Origin of the sequence: Lentzea albidocapillata, from assembly GCF_000719115.1 — a bacterium.
GTDB classification, from domain to species: domain Bacteria; phylum Actinomycetota; class Actinomycetes; order Mycobacteriales; family Pseudonocardiaceae; genus Lentzea; species Lentzea albidocapillata.
On sequence record NZ_JOEA01000001.1, the window covers coordinates 388,403 to 408,883 of the forward strand.

A 20,481-nucleotide genomic window follows, 5' to 3' on the forward strand; every position below is an offset into this window, starting at 1 on the left:
ACCCAGTGAGCGAGCCGATTCTCGAGCTGCGCGGCATCAACAAGAGCTTCGGTCCCGTGCACGTCCTGCACGACATCGACCTCGACGTCAACCCCGGCGAGGTCACCGCCCTCGTCGGCGACAACGGCGCGGGCAAGTCGACGCTGGTCAAGTGCATCGCGGGCATTCACCCGACCGACTCGGGCGAGGTCCTGTTCGCCGGCGAGCCGGTGCACATCAAGGGCCCGCGCGACGCCGCGGAACTCGGGATCGAGGTCGTCTACCAGGACCTCGCACTGGCCGACAACCTCGACATCGTCCAGAACATGTTCCTCGGCCGTGAGCGCACCAAGGGTGGTCTGCTCGACGAGACGGACATGGAGCAGGCGGCGCGCAAGACCCTCGCGTCGCTGTCCGTGCGCACGGTCAAGTCGGTGCGTACCCAGGTCTCGTCGCTGTCCGGTGGCCAGCGCCAGACCGTCGCGATCGCCAAGGCCGTGCTGTGGAACAGCAAGGTCGTCCTGCTCGACGAACCCACCGCCGCACTCGGCGTCGCGCAGACGCGCCAGGTGCTCGACCTGGTCCGCAGGCTCGCGGAGCAGGGACTGGGAGTCGTGCTGATCAGCCACAACATGAACGACGTCTTCGAGGTCGCCGACAAGATCGCGTGCCTCTACCTCGGCCGCATGGCCGCCGTCGTGGGGTCCAAGGACGTCACGCACGGCCAGGTCGTCGAGCTGATCACCGCCGGTCGTTCCGGTGACCTGGGCATCGCCCGCCCCGAGGCGGCGACGATCTGATGAGTTCCGAAGAGGCGGGCATGACCGACACCACCGAAACGCACGAGCCCGAGACCCCCCAGCAGGGCGCGATCTCCGACTTCGGCATCGACACCACGTCCCAGTCCACGGGCGAAGCGGTACGCGACTACTGGGCCAGGGTCCGCGGCGGCGAGCTCGGCTCGCTGCCCGCGCTGCTCGGGCTCGTGGTGCTGCTCATCGTGTTCAGCGCGCTGTCCGACACGTTCTTCACCCTCGGCAACCTCGCCAACCTGCTCCAGCAGGGCGCCAGCATCACCATCATCGCGATGGGTCTGGTGTTCGTGCTGCTGCTCGGTGAGATCGACCTGGCCGCCGGTACCGCGTCCGGTGTGACCGCGTCGGTCATGGCCCTGCACCTGATCCACAACGGCAACCTGCTCGGCGGCATGGGCGACACGGTGTTCTACGTGTTCTGCGGCCTGCTGGTGCTCGCGATCGTCCTCGCGGTGCTGATGAAGATCTGGGCCGGCGCGGCGCTCTCCGCCATCGCGCTGGTCATCGCCGCGGTCGGCATTCCCGCCAATCCATGGCTGGAGATGCTGCTCGCGGTCTGCGTCGGCGCGGCCATCGGCTGCGTCACGGGCTTCCTGGTCGCGAAGGTCGGCATCCCGTCGTTCGTCGTGACCCTGGCGCTGTTCCTCGTGTGGGGCGGTGTCGTACTGCAGCTCATCGGCCAAGGCGGCACTCTCGGCCTGCGTGACGACACGATCTTCAACGTCGCCAACGGCAACCTGAACTTCGTGGGCTCGTGGGCGCTGTTCATCATCGCTGTCGGCGGCTACGCGGCCATCGTGCTCACCCGGCACTTCTCGCGGCTGCGCAAGGGACTCGTCGCCCAGCCGACGTCGCTTGTGCTGACCAAGATCGGTGCCCTGGCGCTGCTGGCCGCCGTCATCACCTACGCGCTCTCGCTGAACCGCGCGCCGACCGACCTCATCGTCATCGAGGGCGTGCCGTACGTCGTTCCCATCGTGCTCGTCCTGCTTGTGATCGGCACGTTCGTGCTCGACCGCACCTCCTACGGCCGCCACATCTACGCGGTGGGCGGCAACAAGGAGGCCGCGCGCCGCGCGGGTATCAACGTCGAGCGCATCCGGATGAGCGTGTTCGTGATCGCCTCCTCGGCGGCCGCGATCGGCGCGATCGTGTACTCGTCCAAGGTCGGTTCGGTCGACCCGAACGCCGGTGGCGGCAACACGCTGCTGCTCTCGGTCGGTGCGGCCGTCATCGGTGGCACGTCGCTGTTCGGCGGCAAGGGCCGGCTGCGCGACGCGGTCATCGGTGGCGCGGTGCTCGCGATCATCCAGAACGGCATGGGCCTGCTCAGGCAGCCCGCCGCTGTCGTGTTCATCGTGACCGGTCTGGTCCTGCTGCTCGCCGCGAGCGTCGACGCGTTGTCCCGCCGCCGGGCGGCCACCGCGGCTCGATGACGCGGTGACCGGCCCCACGTCCGGCACCCGTCCCGACGAGATCCGCAGGCACAACCGGACGGCGCTGCTGCGCCGCCTGCACATCGACGGACCGTCCACCAGGGCGTCGCTCGCGGCTGAGCTCGGCCTCAACCGCAGCACGATCAAGGCCCTGGTGGACGGCCTCGCCGAAGCCGGTGTCGTCGCCGAACGCGTGCCCGCTCTGCGCAGCGGAGCGGGCCGCCCGTCCCTGCTCGTCCTGCCCCAGCCGAACGCCGCCGTAGTCATCGCGATCGACGTGCGCGTCGAGCACGTCGCGATGGGGTTCGTCGGCCTCGGCGGGGAAATCCTCGGACGGGACAGTTGGAACCTGCACCGGACGCGTGATCCGGGGGAGGTCATCACGCACATCGTCGAGTCGGCGCGTCTCATGGCCGACGACCTCGACGCCACCGCGGTCGGGGTGGGGGTCTCGGTGCCCGGCGTCGTGCGACGCGCCGACGGGCACGTCCACGAGGCACCCAACCTGCACTGGACCGGTGTCGCGCTCGGCAAACGCCTGGAGGCGGTGCTGAAGCTGCCGGTCCAGGTAGGCAACGACGCGGAGCTCGGTGCTCTGGCCGAGCACGTGCGCGGCGCGGCCCGCGAGTCCTCGGACATGGTCTACATCTCCGCGGACGTCGGCGTCGGCGGAGGCGTGATCCTGTCCGGGCAGCCGTTGCGCGGCTCCGGCGGTTACGTCGGCGAACTCGGGCACATGGTGGTCAACCCGGCCGGACGGCGGTGCTACTGCGGCTGCGACGGCTGCTGGGAGACCGAGGTGGGCGAACCGGCGCTGTGCCGGGCGCTGGGCCTTCCCGACGACGCTCCGCGCGGCGCCGTCGTCGCGGCGTTGCGGGCGTTGGACGACCCGTCGGTGCTCGACGAGTTCGCCGGCTGGCTCGCGCTGGGGCTCGCGAACATCGTCAACATCCTCGGCCCGGAACTGGTCGTGCTCGGCGACCTCTACACCGCACTGCCGGCGTCCGTCGTCGACGCGGTGAGCTCCGCCGTGCAGGTCCGCAGTCTCGTCTCCCGCGCGGTCGGCGGGACCCAGGTCGTCACGTCACCCCTGGGCCGCGACGCGAAGCTCATCGGAGCGGCTGAGCTGGCCTTCGAACCCGTGCTGGACGCCATCTAGAAAGCGAAGGGGGCGGAGACCCAGAAGGGTCCCCGCCCCGAGCGGCTAGGTGGGGTGGAAGTCAGCCCTGCTGAATTTCAGCAGCGAGCTCGCGCAGCTTTTCGCTGTGTGCGCGGGAGTGGTGCCCGCAGAACAGCAGCTCGCCCCCGGACGGGAGAACGGCGCGAACCTGGGCAGCAGCCCCGCAGCGGTCGCAGCGGTCGGCAGCGGTCAACTCGGGGCGGGTGAGTGCTGCAGTCATGATGGATCTCCCTCCGTCCCAGCACCGGAAACGGTGTGTTTCGGTGCCCTCTTACCAAGCTGCGACCACAGCGCCCCTGGCCGGTGCGCGGTGCTCGCTGCCTCCACTCTGACAGACGTTTCGGCGATAGTCAGTGTTCCCGTGTACGTGGCGACTCGCGTCACTATGCGATTTACCCGCCTGCAGCACGCCCACACATGTGTTCGCCACCGGTTCACCGTCTTGACATGCACGCTGAGCGACCGGAAACCCGCTGGTGGAGCAGCGTGTTCGGGCCATTCGGTCGGTTGCGTGCGGCCGGGAGTGTGATAACGGTTGCGCTTGTCCGCCCTCCGCGAACAGGTCACGAACGTCCCACGATTCGGACGCGGAACCGTGATCAAAATTCCGGTCGAATGCCTGCTTCCAGCCTGTCCGATCAGCTCGCGAGGGCTGCGCTGATCGCTCGTGCGGTGTGCCCCACGGCCTCTCTCAGGGCCGTGGCGCTGCGGCCGTTGTCGAGGACCGCGGAGACGGTGCCGATGACGCTGCTGGACGGCGTGCGCACCGGTGCGCTGACGAACTCCATGCCCGCCGGCACCGTCGCCCCTGGCCGCAACCGGGTCACGTCCTCGGCCCGCACGATGCTCGCCGCCGCGACCAGCACCCGGTCGAGCCGCGGTACCGCGAGGATCGTCGACGTCCTGATCGTCGCGGACAGTGCCCGCAACGGTTGCCGCGCCACCCGCAGTACGCCCGGAGCAGGTTCCCAGGCCTGCCCGAACCGGAACATCTGCGCGCCGATGCGGTAGCGGCCGCGCACGTTCTCCACCGCGCCGAGGACCTCCATCTGCTCCAGCAGGCGGTGCACCGTCGTCTTCGGCATTTCGCAGCGTGCAGCTAGTTGCGTGAGCCCCAGCTCACCCTCGTCCATCAGTTCGTCCAGCAGTGAGAAAGCCCCTTCGAGTACCGATCTGCCCATGGTTTCGTGCCCCCTCGTTCCGTTGTTCGGAACTGATGCTGGCGGGGATCCATTGGCGGCACATGAGTACAGGGGTACTCAATTCTCGAAACACGACAGCCCCGCACCGAACCGGTGCGGGGCTGTGTGCGTATGACTGGGTAAGACCTAGTCGAGGTAGTCGCGCAGGACCTGCGAACGCGACGGGTGACGCAGCTTCGACATCGTCTTGGACTCGATCTGGCGGATGCGCTCACGCGTGACGCCGTAGACCTGGCCGATCTCGTCCAGGGTGCGCGGCTGGCCGTCGGTGAGGCCGAAGCGCAGCCGGACGACGCCCGCCTCACGCTCGGACAGCGTCGCGAGCACGGACTGCAGCTGGTCCTGCAGCAGCGTGAACGAGACGGCGTCGACGGCGACGACGGCCTCGGAGTCCTCGATGAAGTCGCCGAGCTGGCTGTCGCCCTCGTCGCCGATCGTCTGGTCCAGCGAGATGGGCTCACGCGCGTACTGCTGGATCTCCAGCACCTTCTCGGGCGTGATGTCCATTTCCTTGGCGAGCTCCTCCGGGGTGGGCTCGCGGCCCAGGTCCTGGAGCAGTTCACGCTGTATGCGACCGAGCTTGTTGATGACCTCGACCATGTGCACCGGGATGCGGATGGTGCGGGCCTGGTCGGCCATCGCGCGGGTGATCGCCTGACGGATCCACCAGGTGGCGTACGTGGAGAACTTGTAGCCCTTGGTGTAGTCGAACTTCTCGACCGCGCGGATCAGACCCAGGTTGCCCTCCTGGATCAGGTCCAGGAACGCCATGCCGCGGCCGGTATAGCGCTTGGCCAGCGACACGACGAGACGGAGGTTCGCCTCGAGCAGGTGGTTCTTGGCACGCTCGCCGTCGCGGACGATCCAGCGCAGGTCACGGCGCAGCTGCGGCGTGAGCTTCTCCGCTTCCTCCTCGGAGCGGCGCACGCGCTCGGCGGCGTAGAGACCCGCCTCGATGCGCTTGGCGAGCTCGACCTCCTCCTCGGCGTTGAGGAGGGCGACCTTGCCGATCTGCTTGAGGTAGGCGCGGACCGAGTCGGCCGAGGCGGTGAGCTCCGCGTCCTTGCGCGCCTGGCGCAGGGCCTCGGACTCCTCCTCGTCCCAGACGAAGTCACCCTTGTTCTCGGGGTCCTCCGCCGCCTCGGGCTCGTCCACGACGGGCTCGTCGACGATCTCGACGTCCTCGACCAGGTCCTCGGCGCCGGGAGCGCCCATGTCCTCGGGGTCGTCGCCGTCCTTCTTGGCGGTGCCCTTCGCGGCAGGATCGGCCTTGCCGGCCGTCTTGCGCGGGGCCTTGGCGGCGGCTGCGGGCTTCTTCGCTGCCGCAGCGGTCGTCTTGCGCTTCGGCTTCTCCTCGGCCTCGCCGGCCGCGGTCGCCTTGGTGGTCTTGGCGGCGCTCGCGGCGGAGCTGGAGCGTCGGGTTGCGGTTTCTGCGGCTGCCACGTACGCCCTTTCGCGACGGTCGTTCAAGGCAAACCAGAGGGCGCGAAACCTCGGTCGCCAGAGTTCAGGGGATCTCCCCGCCGATCTTGCTTGGCGGGTGTGCGTTCCATTGTAACGACGTCCGTGACGCGGTGTTGCGCCCCGAGGTGCTTCGAGGCGCTCTCACCTGCGTTCCCGCAGCTAGATCGAGTCGGACACGTTTCGGTGTCGAACGCTCACTACGGCCTGAGGCCGTGCGCTGCGGCCCATGCGGCGCCCACGATTCCGGCGTCGTTCTTCAGCGCGGCAGCGACCACTTCGGTGCGCACCTCAAGCAACGGCAACCACTTGTGCGCCTTCTTGCTCACACCGCCACCGGCGATGACGAGATCGGGCCAGATGAGGTCCTCGAGCACGTTGATGTACCGCGTGACCCTGGGCGTCCACTCCTCCCAGGACAGGTCCTTCTCCTCCTTCACGGAGGCGGCCGCGCGCGATTCCGCGTCGTGCCCGTCGACCTGGAGGTGGCCGAACTCGGTGTTCGGGACGAGTTTGCCGTCGAGGAACACCGCGCTGCCGATACCCGTGCCGAACGTCAGCAGGACCACGGTGCCGTTCTTGCCCACGCCCGCGCCGAACGACATCTCCGCGATACCCGCCGCGTCCGCGTCGTTCATCACGACGATTTCCTCAGGCTTGCGCTTGAGGCGCGCGGCGAAGAGCTGCTGGGCGTCGCAGTTGATCCAGCCCTTGTCCACGTTCGCGGCGCTGAGGGCGACACCGTGCTTGACCACACACGGCAGCGTGATGCCGACCGGGCCGTCCCACTGGAACTTCTCGACGATCTCCGCGACGACCTCCGCCACCGCCTCCGGTGTCGAAGGCTGGGGCGTGGGAATCCGCATGCGTTCGCCGTCCAGTGCTCCTGCCTCGAGGTCGACCAGGCCGCCCTTGACGCCGGAGCCGCCGATGTCCACACCGAACCCGCGGGTGATGCCCATCCCCGTGGTCCTTCCTACTAGATCCTGCTGGTTTCGATTCAGTACACCTGTGGTGCGCAGACATTAGCCTGACGGTGTCCGATAGTCCCGTGCTAGTGACGTAGGAGGGAACCGGTCGTGTTCGATCCCCGGCCACTCGTCGACACCGCGACGGCCATCGCACGGGAAGCGGGTGCTCTTGTTCAGCGCATGCGTGCTTCCGCCGTCGTCTCGTTCGACACCAAGAGCACTTCGACGGACGTGGTGACCGCGGCGGACCGCGCCTCGGAACAACTCGTCCGGACGCGTCTGTCCGAGTTGCGCCCCGGCGAGCCCGTGCTCGGCGAGGAGGAGGGCGGCCTTGACGGTCGTGCCGTCGTCGAGGGCCTGACGTGGGTCGTCGACCCCATCGACGGCACCGTCAACTACCTCTACGGAATCCCCTGGTACTCGGTGTCGATCGCCGCACAGCTCGACGGCGTGTCCGTCGCGGGCGCGGTGTTCGAGCCCGCCACCGGCCGCATGTGGACAGCCGCACGCGGGTACGGCTCGTTTCTCGACGGTTCGCCGTTGCGCGTTTCCTCGACGACCGACTTGTCTCTCTCGTTGCTGGGGTACGGGTTCGCTTATCTGCCGGAGCGGCGTCAGCGCCAGGCCGACGCCTGGGCCCAGATGGCGGGCCGGGTCCGCGACCTGCGACGGGCCGGAGCGGCGTCGCTGGACCTCTGCTCGGTGGCGGCCGGGCGGCTCGACGCCTACACGGAGCACGGCCTCGGCCGGTGGGACTGGGCGGCCGGTGGACTGATCGCCGCGGAGGCCGGCGCGGTCGTGCGGTTGCCGGGCTCGTCGCCCGAACTGGGGGAGGACGCGACGTTCGCCGCGGCGCCCGGCATCGCCGACGCCATGCACGGCGCACTCGTCGAGTCCGGCTACGGCAAGGTCTGAAACCACAGGTCAGAACGCTAATATATTGGTTGTGCAAAATACGTTTGCGGACGTCCGCAAACGTATTTTGCATAAGGGGCCCGTGAGGGGCTCCGATCAATGTTGAATCGACGTTGATTCAGGGAGGCCCGTCAACGTTGACAGCAGGGTGACGACCTGGCGCACGTCCGGGATGTGGATCAACTCGGCGACCGTCCCGTTGCCGTAGCCGCCGGGCATGATCCGCCGGTCGAGCCTGATGTATCCGGAGGCGTCCGGTTCCTCGGCGAAGGTCAGGTCGTCGATGTCGGCGAGCTTCACCGACCGCGCCCGCCTTCCGGGAACGGACACGACGCGTTGGCCGGTCACGTAGTAGGTCGTACGACGCAGGGTCCGGTAGCGCCAGAGGAACGGCTCGGCCAGGTAGAGAAGGTCAAGCACGACGAACGCGCCCAACACCAAGAGGGCGGTGGACCAGTTGTCGAAGACGTCAGTCCACCCGTGCGTCAGGAAGACCAACCCCGCGACGAGCGCGATCTTGACGGCATCGAACTTGAGGCTGAACCTGATCCACTTCACGTCCAGGCTCAAGAAGACCGAGTGATGTGCCGGCTTGCCCTGCCACAGGACGTGCTCGTCCGGAAGAAGATCTACCCCCATGCGCGCAAGGTAGCGCGCGGCCGAGCGGGAGTCAGCAGGTCACGTCGCGCGCGCCGGCCAGGTTGTCGGCGTTGAGCGTCGGCGGGGTGGCCGCGGCGACCTGGCCGCCCTGCTGCTCCGGCTGCTGCGCCGCCCACTCGCTGAGCTGGTCGAGGACCTTGCGTGCACTGCTGTTCGGCTTGACCTCGTCGAACTTCTTGCCGATCGCGATGTCGACGGTGGCGTCTTGGCGGTCGTCGCGCACGAGTTCCAGGCACGGTTCCAGCAGCGACAGTGTCCTGGCCGCCGACGCGCCGGGCGCGCCGAAGCGGATCTGGCCGCGGCAGGTCATGTCGCCCGCCGGGTAGATCGCGTCGTTGCTGGGTTCGGCCGCCTGCTTCAGGCCCAGTTCGGTGAACATCGTCGCGACGGCCTTCGCGTGGTTGCGCTGCGTCGAGGCGTTGACGACCTTGAAGGTGACCTCGCCGACCGGCACCGGGTTCGTGCGGTCCAGCGCGTCGTGCTCCAGGACGGTGCCCAGCGGCGGGGCCTGCGGCGTCGCGGCCGCGGCCGGATCAGCCGCTGCGCTCACCGATGTCGTGACGTTGCCGGGCACATTGCACTTGATGGCCGCGTCCACGTCGCTCGCGTTGCCGAGCACCTTGACCCACACGAACACGGAACTGACCAACAGCACCGCGAACAGGACGAGCGCGGGCACGGGCCGACGCCTCTTGTAAGGCGTCAAGCTTCCCGATGCGGATCCCACGTCCGAGCCCTCCCCGTGATCCGTCCCCTGAGATCAGCCTAGGCCCAACCCGGCTGATGCGCGCCCTGACGGGCGTGACCCACTGCACCATCGTGATTGCTCACAGTCAGGACGGTACCGGCCCGGCGTCAGGTTGCACGCCGAGCACGCGTGCTCCCGCACAGGGTATCGGTCCTGCGTAGAAAGGTTGTGTCACCCGTCCGGTCGGTAAGGGGTAACCCGATGCTGAGGCACTCGGGCAATGAGCTACCCTCTGCGCGCTCCGCACACATTTCGATCAAGCCGACGGTCACGTCAAGGGGGTTGGCTTGCCCGCCGGGTGTGCGAGACCTACGTCACCTTGACGTGGGGCACAAAAGAGGTCGCTGGAGCGTTAACCAGCGACACGAACAGTCTCCGTAGACCGCAGGGGTGAAGAAGATGGCGACCGACTACGACGCGCCGCGTCGCAGCGAGGCGGACGAACTCGCTGAGGACTCCCTCGAGGAGTTGAAAGCCCGGCGGAACGAGACGCAGTCCGGCGTCGTCGACGTCGACGAGGACGCGAGCGCGGAGAACTTCGAGCTTCCGGGCGCCGACCTGTCCGGCGAGGAGCTCACGTTCAAGGTCCTGCCCAAGCAGGCCGACGAGTTCACGTGCTCGAAGTGCTTCCTGGTGCACCACCGCAGCAGGCTCGCCGAGGACAACGGCGGCACGTACATCTGCCGGGACTGCGCCTGAGTTCAGTCCGCCGAAGAAAGAACTGGGCGCTCACCCTCACGGGTGGCGCCCAGTTGTGTTTTCTCAGGACCGTGTTTCTCAGGACTTGATCGCGGCGGCGAGCTCGTCGGGGCGGCGCGTGCTGATCACCCAGTAGGGCGTCGGGTCCTCCGGGTCGTTCACACGCACCCGCACGAGCGGCTTGACCCAGCCCCGGTGCACGACGAACGCCGCGGGGTCGAGTTCGCGGCCCATGGCCCGGCGGCGGTCCTCGGGGGCGATGATCTCGACGTCGCCGAGCAGCTCCAGCGGGATGTGCGCGTCACCCGCGCGCAGCTCGCCGTCGGCGACCTCCACCTTCGTCGACCCCATCTTCGCGATCAGGGCGGCCGTCAGGGGGAGCAGGATCACGTACGGCAGCCAGGACCTGACACCGGGGAAGCCCATGTGCACCTCGGCGGCCAGCAACGCGGCCGCGAGCAGCGGCAGCGGCCAGATCCACCACGTCACGTACAGGCGTTCGCGGAAGGTCGTAGTGGCGGTCACGGCAGTCTCACTCACGTCGTCAGGGTAATCTCGGCCGCCGTGTCCAGCGTCGAGGTGTTGCTGACCCGGCTTGATCCGGGGGTTCCCGTGCCCGCCTACGCCCGTCATGGCGACGCGGGCGCAGATCTGGTCACCACGTCGGACGTGGTCATTCCACCAGGAGAGCGCGCCGTGGTCGGCACCGGTGTCGCCATCGCGCTGCCCGACGGGTTCGCGGGCTTCGTCCACCCGCGGTCGGGCCTGGCCGCGCGGGTCGGGCTGAGCGTGGTGAACACACCCGGCACGATCGACTCCGGCTACCGCGGTGAGATTCGCGTTTGCCTCGTGAACCATGATCTCCGTGAGCCGATCGTGCTGTCACGTGGAGACCGGATCGCCCAGCTCGTCGTGCAACGCGTCGAGCGCGCGGTGTTCCGCGAGGTGACCGAGTTGCCGGAAACGGAACGCGGTGCGGGAGGCTATGGCTCGACCGGTGGGCACGTGGTGCTCGCCCGGATGAAGGCGGAGGGGTAGGGGCATGTTCGGAAGGCGCCGCAAGCGCGGTCGTCACTCCTCGGGGGCGGTCGAGACCGGTCCGGAGCACGACGAGGTCTTCGACGACGTCGACGGCCCGTGGGACTCGACGGTCGCTCCCCAGGACGACGTGGAGCGGCTCGACCTGGGATCGGTGCAGCTCCCGATGCCGGACGAGGCCCAGCTGCAGGTCGAGATGGATCAGCAGGACGGCTCCGTGCGTGCCGTGCACGTCCTCACGTCCGTCGGCCAGCTGACGGTCAGCGCGTTCGCCGCGCCGAAGTCGGGCGGTCTGTGGCGGGAGGTCGGCGCCGAGCTGATCGACGGCCTCAAGGAGGACGGCGCCCGCATCAACCGCGAGAACGGCGAGTGGGGCGAGGAGATCACCGCGCGCAACCAGGGCGTGCAGATCCTCTTCGTCGGCGTCGACGGCCCGCGCTGGATGCTGCGCGGTGTCGCGGCCGGTCCCGAAGAGCACTTCGAGCAGAACTCGCAGGCGCTGCGCGCGATGTTGCGCGGCACCGTGGTCGTGCGTGGCGAGCAGCCGATGCCGCCCCGCACCCCGCTGCCGGTCGAGCTGCCGGAAGCGATCGCCCGGCACATCCAGCAGCAGGGCTAACGCGCCTGCTGCCACGCCTGCACCGCACGCCCCAACGCGTGCGGGTAGGCGTTCAGCGTCGTTGTGACGAGCACGGCGCGTGGGATGGCTTCGGCCCATGCCCGCGCGACTGCGATCGGGTGTACCGGGTCATCGGTGCACCCGACGATGCCCGTCGGCACGTCCAGCGACTTCAGCTCATCGAGCGTCGGCGCGAGCGACTCGGCGGCTTCTTCGAGGTGCGGCACGAGTTGGTCGCCGTAGCCGTGCCAGGCCCTCGTCAGTTCGTCGTGCAGCCAGCCGGTCGTGCCGGCGAGCGCCGTTGTGAGGCCCTGGGTCCTGACGATCTGCGCACTCGCCTTGGCCGCGAGCGCCGCCGGTGCCTCGTGCGGGGCGCCGGTCCACGCAGGAAGCGCCAGAATCAGGCCCGCGCACCGGTCCGGGTTGGCCACTGCCCACCGCGCGGCGACGTGCGCGCCCAGCGAGACGCCACCCACCACGATCGGGTGGCTTGCCGGGGCATTTTCGAGGGCCGTCAACCGTTCACTGAGTGTGCGGACACATGGTGCGGTGAGAACGGCACCGACCTGCGACAACGGCTCGGTGAACACGGAACGGACGAATACCTCGTCAGAGGCGGTTCCGGGCAGGAGAAGCACAGTCTCGGCAGGCACGCCCGAGATTGTCGTTGCCCGTGCGTACCCTCACTGTCAGACGGTCCACACCACGGGGCCACTTGAGCAATGCAGGAGTCGGGGATGAGCGGCTATTGGCGCCGCTTGGTACGTCGCTTGACCAGCGACGTGACCGAGCTCGACGCGGACGACCTGTCGCGAAAAGCGGAGGCCGTCGGCGCGGTGAAGGCCTGCGACTGCAAGTCCGGTGAGGAGGTCACGGTCCTCGGAAGGCTCCGCAGCGTGGAGCTCTGCCCCCGGGACGCGGCCGCCACACTGGAAGCCGAGCTCTACGACGGCACCGAGGGCGTCACCCTCGTCTGGCTCGGCCGCCGTCGCATCGCGGGAATCGAGCCTGGTCGGACGATCAAGGCCCGAGGCCGCATCGCCGTGCGCGACGGGCGCAAGGTGCTCTACAACCCCTATTACGAGTTGCAGAACGCTTCATGACTTCAGTCAAGACCGAAGAAAAGCAGCCCACCGTCCTCGAGCAGATGGGCGGCGTGAGCGGAATGCTCTACTCGTCGCTGCCCGTGCTCGTCTTCGTGATCGTCAATTTCACGACCAAGAACCTGATGGCCGCGATCGTCAGCTCGCTCGCCGCCGCCGTCGTCATCGGCGTGGTCCTGGCCGTGCGCAAGGGCACCATCCAGCCCGCGATCTCCGCCGTCTTCGGCGTGGGCATCGCGGCGTTCATCGCGTACAAGACAGGCGAGGCCAAGGGTTTCTTCCTCTTCGGCATCTGGCAGAGCGTCGTGTACGGCAGCGCGTTCCTGCTGTCGATCATCGTGCGCTGGCCGCTCGCCGGCGTGATCTGGACGTTCCTCAACGGCAGAGACCGCTCCTGGCGCGACGACAAGGCCTCGGTCCGCGACTACGACATCGCGACCTTCGTGTGGGCCCTGGTGTTCTTCGCCCGCTTCGTGGTCCAGCGCTGGCTCTACGACGAGGACCAGGTCGGCTGGCTCGCCGTCGCCCGCCTCGGTATGGGTTACCCGCTGATGGCCATCGCGCTGCTCGCCACGGTCTGGGCGGTCCGCCGCGCGGACAAGCGCCTCAAGGCGGCCGAGGAGGCCGCCGAGGCCAGAGCCGAGGCGGATGCCGAAGCGGCGACGGAGGCAGTGCTCGCGCGCACAGCCGACGACCTGCTCACCCCGGACATGGACGAACTCAAGCGCGTCGTCGACGCCGAGTCCCGCGACAAGTCCAGAGACTGACCCGCTCCACACTTCGCGGCCGGTGCCTCCTCTCGGGGGCACCGGCCGTGTCGTTTCCGGTCGCGTCGCAGTGATCGAGTAGGACAGCCGTCTGCACCTTCGCGCCAACCCGTTGGACCGTGACGGGGAGGTGGATCCGCTGGACAGTCTCGGCCGCGAAATGCTCGCCCATGACGCCGCTGCAGATGCCGATCTCTGTTCGCCTCGTGGCCCCACCGGATGCAAAAAACGTTTGCGGACGAAGTCAAAAGACTCATTGCAATGGGTGGTCAGGATGGTGGCGACGACTCGGCGAGGGGACGCATTCGAGGCTCTGACCAGCGGCGATGCGGTCGTAAGGGAATCGTCGACCATGCCGAGCGGGCGCGATATATCGGATATCAGTTGGGTCGGGCCGGGCCGAGCACGGTGCGCAGTTCGTCGCGGCCCGTCACACCGAGGATCCCGTAGATCGCGTGCAGGTGGTTGTCGACGGTGCGCTTGGACGTGTGAAGCCGCTCGGCGATCTGCTGGTTGGTGAGTCCGGACGTGGCGAGGTGGGCCACCTCGGCCTGGCGGCGGGTCAGGTGGGTGAGGTCGCCGGCGCGCAGGACCGGGGTGTGGACGCCGTCGAAGTCGCGCATCAGGAGGGCCTGCCGGGCGGAGGCCTGGGAGGCGGCGCGGGCGTTGCCCTGGGTTCGGTGCAGGCGGGTGGCGGCGGCCAGGGCCTCGGCGGCGTAGAGGGTGGCGCCGAGGCGCTGGAAGTCCGTTGCCGCGGCTTCCAGGGCGGTTGGTGCGGCGTGTGCGAGGGCGGTCGCGTGTGAGGCGTAGGCCTTCGTCATCAGGTCGTCCATAACGGCTGTGAGGGCCGTCAAGCGCACGGACGTGTCCACGCCGTAGCGGGCGGCATCGTGCAGTGCCATGGCCTCGCTGCCGTGCATGCCAAGTTCGGCACACTCGTCGGCGGCGGCCATGGCTGCGTCTGCGGCTGCGCGGATGGCACCGGTGCTCGCCAGAACCCAGGAGCGGGTCACCGAGACCGTGGTCCCGATCCGGCGCCAGGCGGGGCGGCGTGCCTTCTCGGCGCGGGCCAGGGTCTGCTGGGCCAGGGTGACTTCGCCGCAGACCGCCGCGGCGCCGGCCAGGTTCGCCAAGGCGATGACGTCGAAGATCAGGGGACTCGCGGGGGACTTCGGGCTGCCTTCTCGGGCGAGGCGCAGGGCTTGGGAGCCGTGGCCTCGCATGCGCGCGCAGAACGACAGCACGCTGTAGAGCGATGTCGCGCCCGTGAACGCCAGATCGTCGAACGATCGGTCGTACATCGTCAGCGCGAGGGCTTCCGCGTCGGCGAGATGGCCGGCGAACGCCAGTGCGAAGCACCGCATGCGCAGTGCGCCGTCGTCCGGTTCGGCGGGATCCTCCAGAGCCTCGTAGGCGGTGATCTCCTGCGCGACCTCGCGATAGCGGCCCGCGTGCAGGAGGCACAACGCTCTGGTGCGTTGCATGTGGACGGAAAGTTGCGGTGCCACGGGCCGATAGGTGCGTTCGAGGACCGTTGCCACGTGATGGTGCTGTGCGTCCAAGATGACCCGGACGACCTGCAGCCACTCGTGCACGTCCGCTGGGAGGCCGGGGACGTCGACGGTGTCGAGCATCGCAGCGGCGGCGTCCGCGTCGCCGAGGCCGAAGTGCAGGTTCATCGAGCGGGTCGCGGCGAGGTGGCTCAGGTCCTCCGCCGACAGCGGACCGGCCATCACGTCGGCGAGTGTCGCTTCGGCCTGCGACGGCTCGTGGCCGTGCATCAGCACTTGGCCGAATACGTGTCCGACCCGGTTCAGGCCGCCTGCCTCGACAGCGGCGCGGCAGAGGCGTTCGGCGAGCGTCACGTCCTGCGCGGCCCAGGCCTGTTCGGCGGCCGCGGCGAGCAGGGTCACCGAGATGGGTGAGCCGCCGTCGAGCCGCCACGTGGCGATGCGCATGAGGTCTTCACGGCGGCGCGCGCCCGTTGCCTCCAGAGCGGTGGCTAGTGCGCGTTGGTGCGCCCGCGCGCGCAACGTCGGGCACGTCGCACGAAGCAGGCTGCCGTACAACGGGTGTCCGAGGCGCACGACCGTGCGACGTCCTGAGGGCACGACACGGATCAACCCGCGCGTCTCCAGGTCGTCCAGCGCCTCCTCGTGCACGAGCGACGCCAGCAGGTCCAGTTCCACCGGTTCGGAACAAGCGAGCAGCTCCAGCGCGTGCCGGTGAGACGGTTCCAGCCGGCCGAGGTTGGACCGCACGAGCTCCGCGAGCCGCCCGCCGAGCTCGATCGCGCCGTGCCACGACCAGATGCCGTCGTCTGAGGGCAACGTCCCCAACGCGCGCCCCGACATGACGAGTTCCCTGAGGTACAAAGGGTTTCCCGCGCTGGCGGACCACAGCAGCGCCGCCGACCGCGCGTCGACCGGCTCGCCCAGCGCTTGTTCGAGCAGCAGGTCGGATTCGGCGCGCGACAGGTCGCCGAGCGGGTAACGGCGCAGCGGCCCCTCCTGCCACAACTCAGTGCTTTCACCCGGCCGTGAAGTCACGAGCACCCGTGCGTGTCCGTGCCGGATCACGTGGCTCAGCAACGCGATGGAGGCGTCATCCAGCAGATGCGCGTCGTCCACCACGATCACCAACGGCTGCTGTTCGGACAGGAGGTGCTCCACGGCGCGACCGAGCGGGTTCGCCGTGCGCATGTCAGCGGGCAGCATCGCGGCCATTGCCCCGAACGGGATGGTCGACGTCGCCACCGTCGCGTAACAGCGCCGCACGGCGAGACCGGAGTGCTCCAGCCGTGCCACTACCTCGTCCGTGAGCCGCGTCTTGCCCACACCGGCGGGTCCGACGAGCGCGGCGCCGTTGCCTGACGTGAGCGTGGACATCACGTCCTCAAGCTCCCGCACCCTGCCCACGAACGGCCACACGACTCGCAGTGTGCCGAGGTACGGCTCACCGCGCACATCGATTTACGCGCCGTGGCCGAACAACTCGCGCAAGCCGCCCCGTCCCGTCACCCCCACTGCCGCGTACGTGGTGTGCAGATGGTTGTCCACGGTCCGTTTGGCGATCGCCAGCCGCTCGGCGATCGCCACGTTCGTCAGTCCGGCCACGGCGAGACGCGCGATTTCCAGCTGACGTGGCGTCAACGCGGCGAGGGTGCTCGTCACCACGAGACCGGGAGTGGTCGCGCCGTCGAACGTCTCCGCGAGCGCCGCCGCCTGCCGTTCCAGCCGGTCCGCTGCACGGGGCCGGTCGTGCAGGCGCGACAGCCTGCTGGCCTCCGCGAGCGCCTCGGCCGCGAACAACGTGGCACCGCATGCCGTGAACGCCGCCGCCACCTCCTCCAGCCCTGCGGGGTCACGCAACGCGCGCGCCTGGGCGTGCGAGGCGTACGCGGCCGTGAGCGGCTCCTTGCGTGACTTCGCGAGCTTCAGCAGACGAGGCGAGGTGTCTGCACCGAACCGTGCGGCGTCGTGCAGCGACCCGATCTCCTCGGAATGCGCGCCGTGTTCCCTTGCCGAAACCGCGTTGTCCAGAGCGGCCTGCATCGCCTCGTTGACGCGGCCAGCGCCAGCAAGCACCCACGACCGTGCGGCCCCTACGGCGAACTGCGCGATACGCCACGCGGGCCGCAAGCCGGCCTCCGCACGTGCCAAGGCTCGAAAAGCGCGATCCGACTGCCCTTGCAACGCTGCACCGGCCGCGAACTCGGCCAGGAGCAGCACGTCCCACATCATCGGCGGCGCGGCCGGGTCCGGCACGCCCTCGGCGGTGATCCGCACGGCCCACGCGGCCTTCCCGCGCAACCGTGCGCTCTGGCTCAGCAGCACCCGCGGCGGCACCTGGGTGACCGACCAGCGATCCTCTTCGATCACCTCGGCCAGAGCCTGTGCGGCCCGCCTCTCCGCATCCACCAGGTCTCCGGACCGCAGCATGCTCTCGTTGCGCACGCTGTTCGCCGCGTTCGTCAACGACGGGAACCGCCCCGCCGTCGCCAGCACGGCCATGTGGTTGTCCTCGATTCGTGCGATGGCTTCGGTGTAGCGGCCCGCGAACTGGTCCGCGAACGCCAGCACCTGCCGTCCCGCCGTCGCCGCCCAGCCGCCTTCGGCGAGCAGCAGTTCACCGCCCAGCCGTGCGATCCGCAACGGCGCGGCCTCCAGCGCGAACGTCAGCGCGAAGAACAGCACGGCGTGTTCCAGTTCGGCGGGCAGCTTCCGCGCTGTCACGCGATCCAGCACGGCCACGGCGGATTCCTCGTCACCGAGGCCGAAGAACAGGTTGAACGCGCGCGTACAGCCGGCCTGCATCAACGTCAGCGTGTCGCCGCCCGCCGCCATGGTCTCGGCGAGCACTTCCTCGGCCTGTGCGCACTGTCGTTGGTACATGAGCACAAGACCCAGCACGAGCCCCACGCGCGATGTCGCCCCACGAGCCACGGCTGCTCGTGCGAGTCGTTCGGCGAGTTCCCAGTCCTGAGCGGACAGTGCCTGCTCGGCGGCCCGCGTCAGCACGTCGGGCGACTCGGCCGTTCCGCTGTCGAGCCGCCACGTCGCGACGCGCAGCGCGTCACCGGGACGGCCGGCGCCCTCCGCCTCCAGCCGATCGGCCAACGCGCGCCTATGTGCACGTGCGCGCAACGTCGGACAGGTGGCTCGCAGGCGCGCGCTGTAGAGCGGATGAGCGACGCGTGCCCGTCCGTCGTCACCTACGCGCACGAACCCCATGTCCACGAGGTCCTGCGGTACGGACATCACCCCGGCTTCGAGCGGTTCGCCATACGCGAGCAGTTCCAGCGCCCGCCGTTGCGGATCCTCGAGCCGTCCCAGCGTCAGGTCGACGAGCTCGGCGAGCCGCCCGGACAGCTCCAGCGGCCCGCTCCAGTTCCACCCGCCCTCGGTCTCGGTGAACGCGCCGCAGTGCCGGCCCGTCGCGACGAGTTCCTTGAGGTACAACGGGTTCCCTCGGCTGTTCGCCCACACCAGATGCCGTGTCGAGGCATCGGCCGGCACACCGAGAGCCGCCGCCAGCAACGCGTCCGCGCGTTCCTGATCCAGCGCGCCGACCGCGACGACGGTCAACCCCTCCATGCCCCAACCGGGCCGTGCGGTACACATGACTCGCATCAGCCAGTGACGCACAAGGTGCTGCAACACCAACAACGACGCGTCGTCGAGCAGGTGCGCGTCGTCGACCGACAACACCCGCCGCTCGCCACGAGAGAGATGCTCGGCGGCCGCGCGCACGGACGACGACGGCAGGATCGAACCCTGTGAGGCGGGCAGGTCGGTGGGCACGAGCGACGCGAGCGCGCCGAGCGGAATCTGGGACGTGGCGACCGTGGCATAACAGCGCACGACCGGATAAGGCACGGCAGCGAGCGCCTCAAATGCCAGCCGTGTCTTTCCCACGCCCGGAGGACCGGAAAGCAGCACCGCGCCGTCCACGGCCAACGCCCGCAACGCGGTCCGCAGCTCTTCCTCGCGCCCGACCAGGGGCAGCTGATCGCTCACAGGAAGTAGGTGCCCGCCTCCGCTGCGCAGATACGCAGCGGAACGCGACCTAGTACCCCAGAGCGCTCTTGATGTCCTGCTCGACGGCAGCAGTGGTGACGAACAACAGCTCGTCGCCGCCCTCGAGCGTGTCGTCCGGCTGCGGCACGATGACCCGCCCGCCGCGCAGGATCGTCACCAGGGCGGCGTCCCGCGGCATCGACAGCTCCGAGACCGCCCGGCCGACGAACGGCGTCGACTCGTCGAGCGTGATCTCCACGAGGTTCGCCTGCCCCTGCCGCAACGTCATGAGACGCACGACGTCGCCGATCGTCACGGACTCCTCGACCATGGCGGCCAGCAGCCGTGGCGTCGACACGGCCACGTCGACACCCCACGACTCGGTGAAGAGCCATTCGTTCGTCGGGTCGTTCACGCGCGCGATGACGCGTCGGACGGCGAACTCCGTCTTGGCCAGCAGTGACACCACGAGGTTGACCTTGTCGTCACCGGTCGCGGCGATCACCACGTCGCACAGCTGCATGCCCGCGTCCTCCAAAGAGGACAATTCGCACGCGTCGGCCTGCACCCACTCGGCCTGCTCGACGGAGTTCGGGTCGAAGTGCGCCCGGTCCCGCTCGATCAGCATCACCTGGTGCCCGTCCGAGACGAGCTCCTGCGCGATGGACCGTCCCACGGCCCCCGCACCAGCGATAGCGACCCGCATCAGCTCTCCTCCGGTGCCTGCAGCGCCGCCGCCGCGACGTCGGTGATCGTGCCGGACAGCGCCGCCACGTAGATGGAGTCGTCGGCCTGCACGACGGTCTTCGCGTCCGGCAGCACTCCGGTGCCGAAGCGCATCACGAACGCCACGCGCGCGCCGATCGCTTCTTCGAGCTCGCGCACCGGCCGCCCGACCCAGGCCTCGTCGACCTCGATCGGCAGCACCGCCACGGTGCCGGACGGGTCGCGCCACGCGGTCGACGCCCCTTCGGGCAGCAACATCCGCAGGAACCTGTCGGTGCTCCACGGCACCGTCGCCACGGTCGGAATGCCCAGGCGCTCGTACACCGCGGCGCGCTTGTGGTCGTAGATGCGCGCGACGACGTGCTCGACACCGAACGTCTCGCGCGCGACCCGTGCCGAGATGATGTTCGAGTTGTCGCCGCTGGAGACCGCCGCGAACGCGCCCGCGCGCTCGACACCGGCCTCGATCAGGACATTGCGGTCGAAACCGTTGCCGATGACCTGCTGTCCGTGGAAGTCGCTGCCCAGCCTGCGGAACGACTGCGGATCCTTGTCGATCACGGCGACCTGGTGGTCGAGTCGCTCCAGGGCCCTGGCCAGGGACGCCCCCACCCGGCCACATCCCATGATCACCACGTGCACG

21 protein-coding genes are annotated in these 20,481 nt (G+C 69.0%); 9 read left to right on the forward strand and 12 right to left on the reverse strand.

The features are described from left to right. Window positions 1-5 precede the first annotated feature (5 nt). From IG04_RS0102040 to IG04_RS0102050, 3 genes are read left to right on the forward strand one after another with little or no spacing between them, the layout of a single operon-like run. Window positions 6-779 carry an ATP-binding cassette domain-containing protein gene (locus IG04_RS0102040; protein ID WP_030474766.1) on the forward strand — a complete coding sequence of 258 codons (774 nt, stop codon included), beginning with the start codon at window positions 6-8 and terminating at the stop codon, window positions 777-779. Between the two features lie 20 nt (window positions 780-799). Beyond that, entirely contained in the window at window positions 800-2,230 is a 1,431-nt protein-coding gene (locus IG04_RS0102045) for a sugar ABC transporter permease (protein WP_030474767.1), read from the forward strand. 4 nt (window positions 2,231-2,234) lie between these two features. Further along, window positions 2,235-3,389 (forward strand): ROK family transcriptional regulator, encoded by a 1,155-nt coding sequence (locus IG04_RS0102050; protein WP_030474768.1) that lies wholly within the window; start codon window positions 2,235-2,237, stop codon window positions 3,387-3,389. A 61-nt stretch (window positions 3,390-3,450) separates the two neighbouring features. Here the strand turns inward: IG04_RS0102050 and IG04_RS44880 are convergent, their stop codons facing one another. The 4 genes from IG04_RS44880 to ppgK all read right to left on the reverse strand — a co-directional run bounded on the left by IG04_RS44880 (window position 3,451) and on the right by ppgK (window position 7,035). Further along, entirely contained in the window at window positions 3,451-3,630 is a 180-nt protein-coding gene (locus tag IG04_RS44880; protein WP_030464836.1) for a DUF7455 domain-containing protein, read from the reverse strand. Between the two features lie 418 nt (window positions 3,631-4,048). Then, window positions 4,049-4,591 (reverse strand): helix-turn-helix domain-containing protein, encoded by a 543-nt coding sequence (locus tag IG04_RS0102060; RefSeq protein WP_051768670.1) that lies wholly within the window; start codon window positions 4,589-4,591, stop codon window positions 4,049-4,051. Between the two features lie 147 nt (window positions 4,592-4,738). Then, a complete protein-coding gene (locus tag IG04_RS0102065; protein WP_030474770.1) occupies window positions 4,739-6,055 on the reverse strand; it encodes an RNA polymerase sigma factor in 1,317 nt (438 codons plus the stop codon). Between the two features lie 218 nt (window positions 6,056-6,273). Beyond that, the gene (ppgK, locus tag IG04_RS0102070) at window positions 6,274-7,035 is read right to left on the reverse strand and encodes a polyphosphate--glucose phosphotransferase (protein WP_030474771.1); all 762 of its coding nucleotides are present in this window, start codon (window positions 7,033-7,035) and stop codon (window positions 6,274-6,276) included. 117 nt (window positions 7,036-7,152) lie between these two features. Here ppgK and IG04_RS0102075 point away from each other — a divergent pair, with 117 nt between their 5' ends. Then, the gene (locus IG04_RS0102075) at window positions 7,153-7,959 is read left to right on the forward strand and encodes an inositol monophosphatase family protein (RefSeq protein WP_030474772.1); all 807 of its coding nucleotides are present in this window, start codon (window positions 7,153-7,155) and stop codon (window positions 7,957-7,959) included. 96 nt (window positions 7,960-8,055) lie between these two features. Here IG04_RS0102075 and IG04_RS0102080 read toward each other — a convergent pair whose 3' ends face one another. Next, window positions 8,056-8,598, reverse strand: a complete 543-nt coding sequence (locus IG04_RS0102080) for a hypothetical protein (RefSeq protein WP_030474773.1) — start codon at window positions 8,596-8,598, stop codon at window positions 8,056-8,058. A 31-nt stretch (window positions 8,599-8,629) separates the two neighbouring features. Next, window positions 8,630-9,346, reverse strand: a complete 717-nt coding sequence (cei, locus tag IG04_RS0102085; RefSeq protein WP_030474774.1) for an envelope integrity protein Cei — start codon at window positions 9,344-9,346, stop codon at window positions 8,630-8,632. Window positions 9,347-9,766: 420 nt separating this feature from the next. Here cei and IG04_RS0102090 point away from each other — a divergent pair, with 420 nt between their 5' ends. After that, window positions 9,767-10,066, forward strand: a complete 300-nt coding sequence (locus tag IG04_RS0102090) for a DUF4193 domain-containing protein (RefSeq protein WP_030474775.1) — start codon at window positions 9,767-9,769, stop codon at window positions 10,064-10,066. A 78-nt stretch (window positions 10,067-10,144) separates the two neighbouring features. Here IG04_RS0102090 and IG04_RS0102095 read toward each other — a convergent pair whose 3' ends face one another. Next, window positions 10,145-10,606, reverse strand: coding sequence for a DUF3093 domain-containing protein (locus tag IG04_RS0102095; RefSeq protein ID WP_036013246.1), 462 nt, complete (start codon window positions 10,604-10,606; stop codon window positions 10,145-10,147). A 24-nt stretch (window positions 10,607-10,630) separates the two neighbouring features. Here IG04_RS0102095 and dut point away from each other — a divergent pair, with 24 nt between their 5' ends. Together dut and IG04_RS0102105 are read left to right on the forward strand one after the other, a co-directional pair. After that, a complete protein-coding gene (dut, locus tag IG04_RS0102100) occupies window positions 10,631-11,104 on the forward strand; it encodes a dUTP diphosphatase (protein WP_030474777.1) in 474 nt (157 codons plus the stop codon). A gap of 4 nt (window positions 11,105-11,108) precedes the next feature. Further along, a complete protein-coding gene (locus tag IG04_RS0102105) occupies window positions 11,109-11,723 on the forward strand; it encodes a DUF3710 domain-containing protein (protein WP_030474778.1) in 615 nt (204 codons plus the stop codon). Here the strand turns inward: IG04_RS0102105 and IG04_RS0102110 are convergent. Next, window positions 11,720-12,376 (reverse strand): alpha/beta fold hydrolase, encoded by a 657-nt coding sequence (locus IG04_RS0102110; RefSeq protein ID WP_030474779.1) that lies wholly within the window; start codon window positions 12,374-12,376, stop codon window positions 11,720-11,722. The two genes, IG04_RS0102105 and IG04_RS0102110, sit on opposite strands and share 4 nt — an antisense overlap. A gap of 69 nt (window positions 12,377-12,445) precedes the next feature. Here IG04_RS0102110 and IG04_RS0102115 point away from each other — a divergent pair, with 69 nt between their 5' ends. Beyond that, window positions 12,446-12,826 carry an OB-fold nucleic acid binding domain-containing protein gene (locus IG04_RS0102115; RefSeq protein ID WP_030474780.1) on the forward strand — a complete coding sequence of 127 codons (381 nt, stop codon included), beginning with the start codon at window positions 12,446-12,448 and terminating at the stop codon, window positions 12,824-12,826. Beyond that, window positions 12,823-13,593, forward strand: a complete 771-nt coding sequence (locus tag IG04_RS0102120) for a DUF3159 domain-containing protein (protein WP_051768672.1) — start codon at window positions 12,823-12,825, stop codon at window positions 13,591-13,593. The genes IG04_RS0102115 and IG04_RS0102120 overlap by 4 nt, the downstream gene beginning before the upstream one ends. A gap of 380 nt (window positions 13,594-13,973) precedes the next feature. Here the strand turns inward: IG04_RS0102120 and IG04_RS0102125 are convergent, their stop codons facing one another. Genes IG04_RS0102125 through IG04_RS0102140 form a run of 4 tightly spaced genes read right to left on the reverse strand, consistent with a single transcriptional unit; the run spans window position 13,974 to window position 20,480 of the window. After that, on the reverse strand, window positions 13,974-16,523 hold the full coding sequence (locus IG04_RS0102125; protein WP_144065475.1) for a LuxR C-terminal-related transcriptional regulator: 2,550 nt from the start codon (window positions 16,521-16,523) through the stop codon (window positions 13,974-13,976). Between the two features lie 42 nt (window positions 16,524-16,565). Next, window positions 16,566-19,112, reverse strand: coding sequence for an AAA family ATPase (locus IG04_RS0102130; protein WP_030474783.1), 2,547 nt, complete (start codon window positions 19,110-19,112; stop codon window positions 16,566-16,568). Between the two features lie 49 nt (window positions 19,113-19,161). Continuing rightward, a complete protein-coding gene (locus tag IG04_RS0102135) occupies window positions 19,162-19,818 on the reverse strand; it encodes a potassium channel family protein (RefSeq protein WP_030474784.1) in 657 nt (218 codons plus the stop codon). Further along, window positions 19,818-20,480 carry a potassium channel family protein gene (locus tag IG04_RS0102140; protein ID WP_030474785.1) on the reverse strand — a complete coding sequence of 221 codons (663 nt, stop codon included), beginning with the start codon at window positions 20,478-20,480 and terminating at the stop codon, window positions 19,818-19,820. Before IG04_RS0102140 ends, IG04_RS0102135 begins: the two co-directional genes overlap by 1 nt. Window position 20,481: the final 1 nt, after the last annotated feature.